The sequence below is a fragment of the Halolactibacillus miurensis genome, assembly GCF_900116255.1.
GTDB classification, from domain to species: domain Bacteria; phylum Bacillota; class Bacilli; order Bacillales; family Amphibacillaceae; genus Halolactibacillus; species Halolactibacillus miurensis.
On the sequence record NZ_FPAI01000008.1, the window covers coordinates 67,847 to 80,317 of the forward strand.

The window sequence follows — 12,471 nt, forward strand, 5'->3', positions numbered from 1 at the left end:
ATTCCCCCTTCATAGGCTTATGTCTTGATATAATATTTTTTTATATAATGATCAATTTCTTCTATTGGCATCGGTCGAGCGAAATAATACCCTTGACCAAATAGACAGCCGAGCTCAGTGAGCGTTGTTAAACAACCGGTGTCTTCAATACCTTCTGCGATGACTTGAAGTCCTAGGTTTGACCCAATATCGAGAATGGTTTTGACAATATTTGCGCTGCGCGTATCATCGATTGTACGCACAAATGATTGATCAATTTTTATCGTATCAATCGGCAGTTCTTTTAAAATAAATAGAGAAGAATAACCTGTCCCGAAGTCATCAAGAGACATCCTTAACCCTAATGACTTAAGTTGTTCTAACTTCGGCAACACATCGGTTAATTCCATCATCACTGATTCCGTTAGCTCAAGTTCAATATATTTACCCTTCAGTCCATGTTTTTCTAATAAGTATTTCACTTGCGGATAGAAGTCCATTTGTCTTAATTGTACTGCCGATACATTCACAGAGACAATCTCGTAAAAATCGTACACGTGTTGCCAATGAGCAACTTGTCTCATCACTTCATCCAATATATAGTATCCGATTAAATTAATGTGTCCAGTCTCTTCGGCAATAGGGATAGCTTCAGCTGGTGAAATAAACCCAAGCGTTTCATGATGCCAACGAAACAACGCTTCAAAGCCAACCAGCTCTTCTGGATTCAACATATATTTTGGTTGATAATACACACTAATTTCGCCGCGATTCGCCGCAAATTTTAACTCATTCTCAATTAGTAACCGCCGATCAAGTTGTTGTTTTAAGCTGCGATCGAAGAAGAAATATTGATTTTTTCCATACGATTTCGCCTGGTGCATCGCTTGTTCAGCCATTTGAAACAGTGATTCAGCCTTCGTCGCATCTGTTGGCGCAAAGCTTACTCCGATACTTGCGGTGACGTTCATCTGCTTATTATGATAGTCAACAGGTTCAGAGATCGTTTTTAATAATTGTTCTATTAAGGCGACGAGGTGTGATTTTTGTTTATTGTAAATAAGTAAGACAAACTCATCCGCGCCAAGATGATAGAGCACAGTATGTCGATCAATAGTCAATGCCAATCGATTTGCGACTTCCTTTATTAACACATCCCCGTACTCACGTCCTAATGCATCATTAATATTTTTGAACCGATCAAGATTAATCACAACAAGCGCGAGTGTTTGACGGAGTCGTTTCACGCGATGTAATATATGCGGTAAATCATACATTAAACTTGTTCTATTTCTAAGCCCCGTTAAGGGTGTTAAATACATAATCTTTTCATAAGAATTTAATAATTCTGTATTCCGTCGAACGACGAGTAGCTGATAAACAATTAAGACTAACATTAAGATAACAACGGCAATTGAGAGAGCATTCAGCATAGGTGAAACGACCAAACGTACAAAGACAGTGAAGCCAATAATCCAAATATACGGCAATATGCTATCTTTATGATCGACGAGCCTAAGCAGACGCCAACTGACCTCAGCTGGACGTTGACGTGATAAATACGTCCCCGCTAAAAAATTTAATAAAGCAAACACCCATAGTACGTCAGTAAACTGTCCGACGACATAGCTCTGTTCAACCATTTGAAAGACATAAAATATTTCAGCGAGTGCCTGTGTTAAAAAACCTGAAACGAAAAACAGATGAATACGCCGCTCTTCTGATTCAATCGTTAAAAAGTACAAGACCACTGCCGCAATCATTAACAACACACTAAGCAACGGCTCTAGGATTAACACTAAAAAGCGAACAAGTGTCATATCACCTACGACAACAAATGGTTCAAATACATAATGAAACACAATCGCAAAAACAATGACAACGAACGTAATAATGTGAAAGAGATATTGATACACATGTTCTTTATTGCGTAATTGAATGATTTTATAAATGATAGCGTAAAACATAAAGGGGTAAATCATGATCCACAGGCTAAATGATAATGGCGTCGAGATAACTAATTGTCCTTGAATAAAGTCGAAAGCCCACACGAGATAAGAACCAACATAAAATAACATAGCGATGAATAATGCCAGCCAAAACGGTCCATCATCGATATGTTTCGTTTTGACTAATCGAATGATCTGTACAATCACTAGGAGTGAGAGAATGAGCGGTAGAAACGTACCGATAAATTGTCTCACCGTTGTTTGATCATGATAGATGAAGAAAATCATTTGTAGTAAAACGACACTCATCATATTAAGTATAGCTAATCGTTTGACCATTCACCCCGCCTCCTTCTTTCTGTTCATCCTTAGGTCTAGATGAATTGTCTTATTCAACATTTACCCTTTTCTTGCATAGACTAGACATGTTCAATCGTTTTATTTTAAAGAGGAGGCGTTAATTTGTCATCATTAATTTATTTTCATGCGGCTGAAACAGCAAAAGGAAGACGCGATTTTTTATCAAGTCAACTACAGGGCATTGATAAAATTGTTGAAATCAATGAACCGACACGTTATGAAGCAAGTCGAATGTTAGATGAGATTTTACATGCGTGGGAAAAAGAGTCATCAATACCTGATACTATTGAGTGCTTACTCGACCCGCTCAACCCTCGGTTAAAAGTGGCCATTATTAACCGGACGAAACGATGCGCATGTGTAACTCCGGTAAGAGTTATTAACGAAAACATTAGAGCATCTTACTATCAAGCTTTACAATCAGGGCTCGTTTTACATGATGATTTAGAAGCCATTTATCAGCAAGCGACTGATTTTAACTTACTTAATCAATTCGTCACAACTTTTATTGCTGAACATATTCCCCCTCGCACTGATCTAGAAAAAAGCGGTCAACCAATCACCTTCCACCGTTTCTTAGGCTCCACCACAGCTTATGGTACGATTGATTTCATTCCTAAGTTAACTGAGAATGTATCTAGACGTTATTTTATTAAGGGGCGCGCAGGTACCGGAAAGTCAACGGCGTTGAAAAAAGTAGCCCAAGCCGCACGAAGTGAGGGCTATCAAACCGAAGTATACCACTGCGGGTTTGATCCTGATAGCTTAGACATGGTCATTATTCGCGAACTTGACTTGGCGATCTTCGATAGCACGTTGCCTCATGAGCATTTTCCAACGCGGGAAGGTGATGAGCTCATCGACCTATATGGGACGTTTATTAAAAACACGATCGACGATGATTATGCGAGCGAGATCGCTGAATTAAATAATAAGATTAATGAAGAAACAAAAAAAGCAATCAAACTATTGCAGCAAGATGAACAACAAAAAAAACAACAAGAAGATCTCCCAAAAAACATCGTGATCGCTTTTAATGACCGGCTAAAAGAGTATGTCAAAAAATTAAACGAATAGTCTAAGATAAATGTAACAAGGGCCTCGAATGGGCTCTTGTTTTTTAGTTATGACCATCAACCATCTATAAGCGCAGTCGTAAGATAGCTCTAGTCATTCATAGACAGGACAAAAATTATGTTAATCCATTAAAAATAGTCATATTTTTCATAAATTCTCGGATTTTTTTACTAACTAAAGTGAAAACATGATACACTTTAATTAATCAGAATTTCTAGGAGGTTGATTTATGAGTTCTATTTCAATTATTGCGGTCCCAACAGATCTACGGGAGCCACATCTCCCCCTATTACTTGAAGCAGACCCAAATGAAGCACTCGTAAGAGAATATTTAAACAACGGGGATTTGTTTTTAATTAAGCGCGAACAACGCATCATCGGCGTTAGTCTTTTTACCTTTCCAAAGCCCCGCACGGTTGAATTAAAAAACATAGCGATTAAATCGACCATTAGAAATCAGGGATACGGTAAAAGCGTCATTCAACAAGCCACCGATTTTTACAAACAAAAAGGTTATCGTGAAATGATCGTTGGTACAGCTAACTCAAGCATCGACAATATTGCCTTTTATCAAAAGCTAGGCTTTAGATTAGTAGACATAGAACCAGATTTTTTCACTCATTATCCTACGCCACTATCGGAACATGGTATCCCTACTCGCGACCGGTTATTATTCGTAAAAAAACTATAACGACTAATCATTAAGTACTAACAATGAATAGGAACGATTCAAAGGAGAAAAAAATGAAAAGACAATCAATATTTGTTTGGGGAATCAGCATTCTTTCTATTGTAATATTAGCTATTTTAATTATCGTTAATCAGCAACAAACCTTTGGTTTTTATGAGTCACAAGATGCACCTCATAAAGAAGTATTCGTGCCAAATCAACCAACAGACTCGCTAACCATAGAAGACCAAGAATCAAGTACAGAACCACTCTCCTTCCCGTTGGATGATGCCGCAGCAGCGCAACTTTTCACGACGACAAAAGAAATGTACATTAACGCCACCTCACTAAATTTACGTACTGGACCAAGCACGGCCTTTGATATTGTGAAAACATTATTTATGGGTGACAACGTATTAGTTGGGGCAACCATAACCTTTGACCAATTTGATTATGGTGAAGATGACGTTGAATGGGTCTCGATTCAATCAGATGATGTTTTTGGATTTGTGAATCCGAACTACCTATCTGAAGATATAGGTGAATTATCAGATGAACAAGAAGATGAAGTGACATCTTTAGATGAGTCATCGCAAACAAATGACTCATCTTCGCCAGATAACAATCCAACGAATAAACCATCAAGTTCTACTAACAAACCAAGTTCTTCTGGTACATCTGATAAAGAGACGCCAAACAAGGAGGACTCAACAGAAGATACTGATAAAGCAGAAGACGAAAAACCTTCAACAGATAAGAACGAAACAAGTGATAAGAACGAGAAACCTCAAACCACAACGAAGTCACGTACAGAAACTGAAATTATCTATCATAAATTGATTGAAATTAATAACCCTGATCTTAACGAAGGCGTCATTAAACTCGTGACTGAAGGTGAAAATGGTATTCTAACCATCACATATAAAGAGACTTACGAAGTTACCACATTGATAAAAACTGAAGAAATAAAGCGCGAAGTCACTAGAGAACCCAAGGATGAAGTTGTTCACATTGGAACTAAGCCTGTAACAACAGAAGAGTAAATCAATTATACACGCCCTGCAAAATATCACTCATATTGTTGTAGGGCTTTTTTAGAGGGATGAGATACTTTAAGAAGTAACCTAAGTACAACCGACAAATTATGATATTTCCCGGGCAATATAAGGTGACAACTTACTGTGTCATGAGTAGTTTAAAATAGTTTTTCATGAGAAAGGATGATCCTATGCGTTGCCACTGGGTAAACCATGACCCGCTTTATATTACCTACCACGATAACGAGTGGGGAAAGCATAAAACAACGACACATCTGTTATTCGAATCACTAACTTTAGAATTGATGCAGTCAGGTCTATCTTTTTTAACTGTTTTGAAAAAACGCGAGGCATTTAAACAGGTATTCTTTCATTATGACTTAGAAAAACTATCAATGGCTACTAGTAACGACATTGAAAAATGGTTATCTGATGCTTCGATTATCCGTCATAAGAAAAAGCTTGAAGCCGTCATTCAGAACGCTTCCGTTGTTGTTCAAATAGAAAAAAATCAATCATTTTATGATTATTTACTAGTATTAATCAATAGACAATTACCGAACTTTGAGTTAAATGATCCGCGTCTAGACCTTGATATATCACGGCACATTGCCAAGCAGATGAAACGGGATGGCTTTAAGTTTGTCGGTCCAACAACTTTATACAGTTTTTTTCAAGCGACGGGATTCATTAATGATCATGATGAGGCATGTGATTTTAATTAGAACGTAAGGTGGTGATCTTTTGACATCAGATTTTAAACAAGCGGTTATAAACATCGTGTCGAATACTAAACCAGGGGAATGGATCAGTTATGGGGATGTGGCCGTCCTCGCCGGACGCCCGCGCGCAGCCCGTGCTGTGAGCGGGATTATAAAACGCCAACAAGAGACCCTGCCCTGGCACCGTGTCGTTGGAAAAGGCGGACATATTTCTATTAAAGACCCTGATCTCAGACGTAAACAAATCCAAAAATTACAACGAGAGGGCCAAATCATTTCAGAAACTGGTCACATTAAAACAAAAGAAACTTAATAACAAAAGAAAAACCGTCAACAAGCCTTCCTTACGCTTGTTGACGGTTTTTTGTTAATTTTCTTTTCTTTCCCATTATGATAGGACATATGACATGATAATGACATTTTACGATGAATTTTATATCCTTTTTCGTTTAATTAGTGGGATTATCTTATAATCACGACACTGTTTGTAATTTTTTCATGTATTTCGACTTAGAATATGCGACATGTTACTAAAGTTCTGATAGAATAGACTTAACTATTTTAGTATTTAACAGAAAAGAGGAACAATATGAAAGGAACAGTCGTAAAAACATGGATTAACACGTTAACACGTGCCTATTCCAAAGAATTTATTCACCCCCGCTTAGAAGCTTCAGGTATTGATCCAAATAAAACTATTTCCCCGATTGACAACATTGAAGACGATAAAATTTTCACCTTCATAGACCGTGTCGCACATGATCAACAACTATCGACAGAGGATCTTTGGCTGAAAATTGGTGAAGATAATATCACTTCCTTCTATCAAGGGTTTGGCTCATTCTTTAAAAAGGATAATTTATTTCAATTTCTTAGCTCAATGAATGATGTCCACCAAGTAGTAAGGAAACGGATCAAGGGCTCTAACCCACCTGGCCTTGATTTAGAAGTAATCGGTCCGCAAACAGCTAGACTGACCTATCGATCCAAACGTAATATGTACGATTATTTACACGGGTTGCTGATTGGTGCACAAGCGCACTTTAACGAAGACGTGACTGTAAAAGAATCTGAACGGCGTCCAGGTGAAATGGTACTAGAACTTACCTTTCCATATGAAATTAGAAAGAAAAAAACTTATCGCTTCTCACAACTCCTTTCATTAGGCGTTATTAAAAGAATTGATATTAAAGTAAGCCTTTTCTTAACGGTTGGAGCGTTTATGTTAACTTTTCTCCAACAGACGTTCGATTTTTCCGTTTATCTGTTGCCTGTCGGATTTGGAGTGTTTAGTTTAATTGGTATAAATCAAGCGATCCGACCAATCAAAGCGGTTCGTGATAACTTAACAGATCTTAATAATAAAGCCTTTGTCGTGACGACAACGATGAAAAGCGGTCAAGATGAACTCGAACAACTGCATGAAGCGATTAACCAATACAAACTAAATTTAAGCGAAGATTTTATTAGCTTTATGAGTATGACAGAAGAACTCGAGAACTTTAGTCTCGACTTAAACACTATCTCAGACAATATGAGTGAAACGAGTAGCGATATTAGACAAGTTGTTGACGAACTGGCAACAACAAGTACAACACAAGCAGAAGAAACTGAACAAGGTGTCAGTCGCTTAGAGAGTAATATTTCATCCATCACACATATTACCGCTGCCGAATTAAACAGCCGTGATTTATTGACTGAACAAATGAAGAAAATCAAGTCTGCCTTTTCTAACCTTAACCAAACAAAACAGGCACTTGGCCAATCCTTACGCGTATTTGAAGGCGTTAAAAACGAAAGTGTTTCATTAAAAGAAAAAGGAAAAGAAATTGAGAAGATTACCGCTGTTGTCACGTCAATCGCTGAACAAACGAATCTCCTTGCCTTAAACGCTTCGATTGAAGCTGCCCGAGCTGGTGAGATGGGAAAAGGGTTCTCTGTTGTTGCGGAGGAAGTCAGAAAATTAGCGACGGAATCAAATGGTGCTGCTGAAGCTATTCAAACAAACCTCGGCTCATTTTTAGCTGACTTAGATGTGATGGTCAACGATTTGACTGATCAATTCCAAGCAATTGGAATTGAAACAAAGACGATGAGCGATGCAATCTCAGAAACGGAAAACTCTTATCAATCCATTGATACCATTGCTGAAAAGATGATGGACACAACATCACAGTTAGAACAAGAAACAAAAGCCATCGAACAACTATTCACAACGATGGAATCACTGGCCGCTATTGCGGTGGAAAACTCAGCCTCAACCGAAGAAGCGAGTGCGAGCGTTCAAACATATACGATGGAGATTCAAAAACTCTCACAAGAACTCGATCAGTTTAAACAATTAACTCAAACCTTTAAACAAGAACTACAAACGTATCATTATTAATGTGACTCACTCCTAATGGAATTTAATTAAAAACATCCTTCTAATTTATAAATCTAGAAGGATGTTTTTATATGACTGTTCTATCCTATATCTTCACTTGGAATGAGTGTAATAATATCTCCATTTTCAATAATATCAAGTAACGGAAGATATGGCGCATCAATATGACCAACGACATTCACCCGATCATCTTTTTCAAAATCTGCTTTGGTTATTTGAATTTCTCCAGAATAACGTAAGTACCGCTTATTATCCATTGTAATTGTTCCGCGCGATCTATCTTTAGCTTCTGTTGGTTCAATAGTCGGTCCTGCTTTTGCATATTGTCTTGATTCCTTTAATCGCAACAACTGTTTTGGAGAATCTGTGCGAATAGTAAACGATTGATTATACAGTTCTTCATTCTCTAAGTGAACAGGAATAGCAATCTTACCTGTATTCTCAAAGGCTTGAATCAATTGATACTGTTTCCAATCAAGTTTTAAATCTCCTACAAATACATAATCTAACATCTCTTTCTTAACGAGATCTAAGTAACTTATATAACTTGGGAGTAAACGATGTTCTTCTAAGGTTGGTAAACCTAAATAAAGAGGGCCACGCTTATATTCTCCTGGAATAAAGGCGAGCAATTTAGCTCCTTGCTTCTTTAGCTTTTTATTCTTTTCTTGAAACTGTTCGCGGTCTAATCCCGTTTCAGGTCTCGGATAAAAATTATGCATAAGGATAGGTTCGCTAAACTGATTAGCTATCGCTATTTCCGTAGACGCATTAAAGACAAAATCAAGTGTTAATGTGGCAACATCATCTTTGCTAAAGCCATCATCTAACCTAAAGTAATCAATCTGTAAAAGTTTTTGTAATTCCTCAAGTGAAGAAACGTTAAATGTTGATAGAGACGACGGAGAAACATCACCGATCACTTTAAATCCTCTTAATTTTAACCAAGAACACATTGACATAATCTCATTTTTATATGTCGCTGACACTTCTTCACTCATATGGAGAGAGGTGAAGACAAAAACGTCTTCACCTGATATAGTATCTAAAAATGATTTTTGTTCATTAAAATGACTAACATAGACGGAGAATCCTAAACGTTTAGGCATTTTGAATATCCTTTTGTTTAATGAACATATAAGTAATAATGAATCCAGCAATGTAAGAAATTAAAATACCAATCGCAAAGTGAATCATTTTATCTGGGTGCATTAAAGGAATAGCCACTACACCAGATGGTCCCCAAGCGTTAGCCATCACATTTGTCATCATCACGTACGCCCCGCCAAATCCAGCACCTAATCCAGCTGTAATAAAAGGTTTACCTAACGGAAGTGTGACACCGTAAATCAGTGGTTCACCAATGCCGAGAATACCCGCTGGTAAAGCACCAGTAATCACTTGTTTTAACCGCTTGTTCCCTACTTTATTCGCAATCAAGTAAATCGCAATCGCAGCACCTACTTGACCAGCCCCGGCCATAGCTAATACAGGGAAAAGCGACACACCACCAAGCGCTTCCAATTGAATCGCATAGATAGGAATTAAGCCGTGGTGTAAACCGAGTAATACCATCGGTAAGAATACAGCCGCTAACACATACCCAGAAATCACACTCACAACAGCATTCTCAGAACCGATAATGAGACTGAGTGCATCCACTAACCAATCCGATACAAAACCTGACACAGGCATAACAACAAAAATTAATAACAATGCCGTTGTAAAAAGTGTTACGAGAGGAGTTACAATTAAATCTAGAACATCAGGAACACGCTTACGTACATTTCGCTCGATAACAGCTAACAAGTAGACACCAAAGATGACGCCAATAATACCTCCCTTACCTGTTGTTAAAATAGAGTTAAGTGGCTGTTCTGCATCATATAATCCAAATAATGTCGATAAATCTACGATAGGCCCAGCAATAGACATGGCTCCAACCATACCACCAAGAGCTTCAGTAGCCCCAAATCGTTTGGCTGCATTGACACCTGTATAAATTGCGAAATAACCTAAGAAACTTGTACCGATTAAGGCGAAAATAAGACGAAGAGCTTCAAAGAACTGACCAGCGATAGCTCCTTCTGAGATCAGTGTACCGAGTAAACTACTGAATCCTTGGAAAATCCCCGCCGCTATAATAGCTGGAATCATTGGAATAAAAATACCGGCAATAGTTTCAAGTGCTCCTTTTAATTTCGACTGTTTTTGTTTATTTTTCACTGCTTGTTTATTTTCTTCCCAGTTATTTTCAGCTGATTGGTCAGCCGGTATGTTATATTGACTAATCAATAGATCCGCTAATTTTTTCGCCGTTCCTGGACCAACAACAACTTGAAGGGTTTCTGCTTTAACTACTCCTAATACACCGTCAATATCTTTTAATTGTTCATGATCAATCTCTTGATCATTGCGGATTCGCATACGTAAACGCGTCATACAATTAGTAGCAGAAGAGATATTACCTTTTCCACCAACAGCATTTACAATCTTTTCAATAAGTTGTTCATTTTTAGTTGCCATTATTATCGCTCCTTTATTTTTGGTAACGTTTGTCTAATATGACCGTTTGCTTCTGATAAAGCTTTGACAGCTGATGATTGATCAACATTGAGTAGAATCATTGTAATCGCCACTTTAACTTGTCCGTGACTTTCTTTTAATGCCGTTTTAGCTACCTCATCATTCACCCCTGTTGCTTCTTTAATAATGTTTAATGCGCGGCGTTCTAATTTTTCATTACTCCGCTTCACATCAACCATTAAATTTTCATACACTTTTCCCATACCAATCATGGATACGGTCGACAACATATTTAAGATAAGTTTTTGTGTTGTTCCTGCCTTAAGACGGGTCGAGCCTGTGAGTACTTCTGGTCCTGCCTCGGCTTCAATCGGTAACTTGGCTTCCTTTCCAATCGCGCTCCCTTTATTACAACTAATCGCCATCGTATAGGCACCCGTTTCATTGGCGTAACGCAGCCCACCAATCACATAAGGCGTGCGTCCGCTTGCAGCTAGACCAACAACCACATCATTTTCAGTAAGCTGCAACTGAATCAAGTCGTCTTGACCAAGTTGCTCTGAATCTTCTGCCCCTTCAATCGCTTCTGTAAAGGCTTCTTTTCCACCAGCGATTAATCCGATGACCATACCTGGGTCTGTACCAAACGTTGGTGGGCATTCTGCCGCATCCAATACGCCTAAGCGTCCACTTGTACCTGCCCCCATGTAGATAAGACGGCCTCCACGGTTAAATCGCTCGACAATGATGTTAATCCCTTGTTCGATCAATGGAATCACTGATTGAATGGCTTGAGGTACTAACTGATCTTCTTCATTCATAATGGTTAAAATCTCTCGGAAAGATAACGCATCAAGTTTCATCGTACGGGGATTTCTTTTCTCTGTTGTTAATTTGGTTAAATCCATCCTCATTTGTCCCCTTTCTAATTTGTGTTTTCTCTAATATTTCCAGTGATTGTTCATACTCTTTGTTGACATAGGCCGTGTATAGAATATCGACTAAATTGAGTTGAGCAATCCGAGACGACATCGCCCCGCTTCTAAAACTGTATTCATTTGCTGCAACATAAAGTTGTAAATCTGATTTGTCAGCGATTGGGGAATGACCAAATTTCGTGATTGAAATGGCTCTCGCACCATTTCTCTTCACTTCATCCAAACATGTCACCATCTCGTCTGTTTGACCTGAATAAGAAATAACAATAGCTAAATCACGTGGATTCATATTTTTGGCCATCAACAGTTGTGTATGCCAATCTTCATTCACATACGCCATTTTATTGATACGAGTGAATTTTAACTGGGCATCTTTTGCGACAATTAACGAAGCCCCAATCCCAAATAAGACAAGTCGGTCCGCTTTCATCATCAAATCAAGACAACGGTCGACGATCGACTCATCAAGTAAGTCTCCAGTTTCTTCCAACGAAAGCATATTTTTATGCGTCACTTTATGAATCACATCACTAAGCGCATCGGTTCTTTCAACATCACTGATTTCTTTTGCTTTATAACTATCTCTTACTGCTAATTCATATAAAAGTGCCTTACTAAATCCTTTAAATCCTGAAAAACCTAATCGCTTACATAACCTGATAATGGAAGATGGCGACGTAAACGTCGCTTCACTTAATGCATAAATTGTCATACGGCTAACGTCTTGCGGATGAGCAAGTACAAAGTCAATAATGGCCTGTTCTGTTGTTGTTGCTTCTTCTCGGTATGTTTTCAACCGAATCGTAATAATTTCCATTGAGGAGCGC

Annotated in this window: 11 protein-coding genes; 6 read left to right on the forward strand and 5 right to left on the reverse strand. The window is 38.2% G+C overall.

Features of this window, described 5'->3' with window-relative positions; translation table 11 throughout:
• Positions 1–17 precede the first annotated feature (17 nt).
• Entirely contained in the window at positions 18–2,267 is a 2,250-nt protein-coding gene (locus BM390_RS06955) for a putative bifunctional diguanylate cyclase/phosphodiesterase (RefSeq protein ID WP_062322733.1), read from the reverse strand.
• 123 nt (positions 2,268–2,390) lie between these two features.
• Between BM390_RS06955 and BM390_RS06960 the strand changes: the two genes are divergently transcribed.
• The 6 genes from BM390_RS06960 (at position 2,391) to BM390_RS06985 (ending at position 8,180) form a co-directional block, all read left to right on the forward strand.
• Positions 2,391–3,365 (forward strand): hypothetical protein, encoded by a 975-nt coding sequence (locus BM390_RS06960; RefSeq protein WP_089853730.1) that lies wholly within the window; start codon positions 2,391–2,393, stop codon positions 3,363–3,365.
• A gap of 229 nt (positions 3,366–3,594) precedes the next feature.
• Positions 3,595–4,056 carry a GNAT family N-acetyltransferase gene (locus tag BM390_RS06965; RefSeq protein WP_089853733.1) on the forward strand — a complete coding sequence of 154 codons (462 nt, stop codon included), beginning with the start codon at positions 3,595–3,597 and terminating at the stop codon, positions 4,054–4,056.
• Between the two features lie 53 nt (positions 4,057–4,109).
• Positions 4,110–5,078 (forward strand): G5 domain-containing protein, encoded by a 969-nt coding sequence (locus tag BM390_RS06970; protein WP_177220658.1) that lies wholly within the window; start codon positions 4,110–4,112, stop codon positions 5,076–5,078.
• Positions 5,079–5,263: 185 nt separating this feature from the next.
• Positions 5,264–5,797, forward strand: coding sequence for a DNA-3-methyladenine glycosylase I (locus tag BM390_RS06975; RefSeq protein WP_062322740.1), 534 nt, complete (start codon positions 5,264–5,266; stop codon positions 5,795–5,797).
• A gap of 19 nt (positions 5,798–5,816) precedes the next feature.
• Complete coding sequence (locus BM390_RS06980; protein ID WP_089853740.1) at positions 5,817–6,107, forward strand: MGMT family protein; 291 nt, start codon at positions 5,817–5,819, stop codon at positions 6,105–6,107.
• Positions 6,108–6,383: 276 nt separating this feature from the next.
• The gene (locus BM390_RS06985; RefSeq protein ID WP_062322742.1) at positions 6,384–8,180 is read left to right on the forward strand and encodes a heme NO-binding domain-containing protein; all 1,797 of its coding nucleotides are present in this window, start codon (positions 6,384–6,386) and stop codon (positions 8,178–8,180) included.
• Positions 8,181–8,260: 80 nt separating this feature from the next.
• On the opposite strand, the gene BM390_RS06990 is transcribed toward BM390_RS06985, so the two are convergent.
• From BM390_RS06990 to BM390_RS07005, 4 genes are read right to left on the reverse strand one after another with little or no spacing between them, the layout of a single operon-like run.
• Entirely contained in the window at positions 8,261–9,289 is a 1,029-nt protein-coding gene (locus tag BM390_RS06990; protein WP_062322744.1) for a MupG family TIM beta-alpha barrel fold protein, read from the reverse strand.
• A complete protein-coding gene (locus BM390_RS06995) occupies positions 9,282–10,706 on the reverse strand; it encodes a PTS transporter subunit EIIC (protein ID WP_062322746.1) in 1,425 nt (474 codons plus the stop codon). Before BM390_RS06995 ends, BM390_RS06990 begins: the two co-directional genes overlap by 8 nt.
• Positions 10,707–10,708: 2 nt before the next feature.
• Entirely contained in the window at positions 10,709–11,614 is a 906-nt protein-coding gene (murQ, locus tag BM390_RS07000; RefSeq protein ID WP_062322748.1) for an N-acetylmuramic acid 6-phosphate etherase, read from the reverse strand.
• Positions 11,559–12,461, reverse strand: a complete 903-nt coding sequence (locus BM390_RS07005) for a MurR/RpiR family transcriptional regulator (RefSeq protein ID WP_089853743.1) — start codon at positions 12,459–12,461, stop codon at positions 11,559–11,561. The genes murQ and BM390_RS07005 overlap by 56 nt, the downstream gene beginning before the upstream one ends.
• Positions 12,462–12,471 lie beyond the last annotated feature (10 nt).